We start from the raw sequence: 1,750 nt of genomic DNA, 5'->3' as shown, positions 1-1,750 counted from the left end.
GGCCGGGGTCGGTGGGACCCGGGTCCGTCGGGTCGGGGCTCGGGCTCGGTGAGCCCGGGCCCGTGGGACGGGGCGTGGGCGTCGGGCTCGGCGGCCGGGTGGGCTGCGGGCCGACGACGACGCCTCCGTCGCCCTTGCCGGGACGTGCCGGCGCGCCTGCCCCGCCGACCGGCGCCTTGGGCGGGGTCTTCCCGCCCGGGCCGGGGCCGGCCGGGAGGACGCCCTGGCCGTCGGCGACCGGATGGCTTCCGCCGCGGTAGAACTCCAGCCAGGACAGCACGGTCCGCAGATACGTCTCGGACCGGTTGTAGCTGAGGACCGCCCGGTCCAGGTCGGCGCGGCGGGTCAGATCGCGGGACCCGGCACAGAGGTAGCGCCCGGCGGCGAGCGCCGCGTCGTAGATGTTGTTCGGGTCCCGGCGGCCGTCGCCGTTGCCGTCGGCGCCCCAGGCCGCCCAGGTCGAGGGGATGAACTGCATCGGCCCGACGGCCCGGTCGTAGGCGCGGTCGCCGTCGTACGCCCCGTCGTCGGTGTCCCTGATCAGGGCGAAGCCGTTGCCGTCGAGCGCGGGGCCGAGGATCGCGGTGAGCGTCGTCCCGCGGGCGTCGACCCGCCCGCCGGACGCCTGGCCCGACTCGACCTTGCCGATCGCCGCGAGCAGCTGCCACGGCAGCCCGCAGCCCGGATCGCCGCGGCCCACCGCGCTCTCGGCCTTGCGATAGGCGGCCAGCACGGTCGCCGGAATGCCCGCCTCGGACCAGGCGCGGGCCACGAGCGGATCGGGCTTCACCCCGGGCTTCAGGGGAGCGGGCGGCTTCGGGGACCGCAGCGGAGGCAACTCCGTGTGGTAGACGTCGTCGCCCGGTACCTCGCTCCACACCACGTCGTCCCACGCCGCCGCCTTGCCCTGCCGGGGCTCGGGCAGCGCGACGCCCGGGGCCTGGGACGCGGTGAGCGCGGTCATCGCGGCGACTGCCGTGGCGGTGGTGCCGAGCCGTCGGCGCACCGTGCGGTTGAAGCTCATCTGGACTCCACTCCCCTCTCCGGGGCTCAACGGGTGAACGTGTCGATGGCGGCGATCAGCCAGGTGTCCCCGCGGCGGACGGCGTCCACGGCGAACATGGCCGCCGCGTACGTCGTCTCCTCGTCCTTGCCGGTACGGGTGTTGCTCTGGTCGGCGAAGATCAGCAGCCGGGCGCGGTCGCCGTCGAGGAACTCGACCCCGCTCCCGGTCACGGTGGTGGTCAGGACGAGCTTCTGCTTCGGGGCCTGCTCCCGTACGTCGGCGAGCATGTCCTCGTGCTGCCGCACGGCCCGGCCGGTCAGATAGGTGCTCGCGGCGCGGTCGGACCGGGCGGGCGAGGCGTAGTCGTACGAGAACACCGCGCCGACCGCCTCGCTGATCCGGCCCTTCACCTCACTGGTCCGGCCGATGTCGGTGAGCGCGGTGTTCTGCCGGGCCGGCTCGTCACGGAGGCTGTCGGCCGAGGTGAACGCCCAGGCGGCGAAGGCTCCGAGGAGGACGGTGAGGGCGCAGAGCAGGGCGGGCAGCGTGACGCGCAGGCGGGATGTCCTGGTGCGCGAGGCATCCGCCGGGGCGTCGAACCCGGCAGTGGCGTCGGGGTCGGGGTCGGGGTCGGTGGGGGTGGTTTCCTCCGCCTGCGGCGATTCGGGCTCGGCAGCGGCGCCGGCGGTGCTCTGTTCGGGTGCCGGACCGGTCTCGGCCTCCGGCGTTCGCGGTGGCGTCGTG

Annotated in this window: 2 protein-coding genes; both read right to left on the bottom strand. The window is 75.3% G+C overall.

The window, feature by feature from the left end:
* A partial coding sequence (locus tag HET64_RS38375; RefSeq protein ID WP_215111841.1) for a lytic transglycosylase domain-containing protein occupies positions 1–1,024 on the bottom strand: 1,024 nt, incomplete at its 3' end.
* Between the two features lie 26 nt (positions 1,025–1,050).
* A partial coding sequence (locus HET64_RS38370; RefSeq protein ID WP_215111840.1) for a hypothetical protein occupies positions 1,051–1,750 on the bottom strand: 700 nt, incomplete at its 5' end.

The sequence above is a fragment of the Streptomyces sp. McG3 genome, assembly GCF_018619185.1.
Lineage (GTDB): Bacteria > Actinomycetota > Actinomycetes > Streptomycetales > Streptomycetaceae > Streptomyces.
The sequence above is the reverse complement of the archived record's forward strand: the minus strand, read 5'-3'. Positions and strand labels throughout refer to the sequence as shown.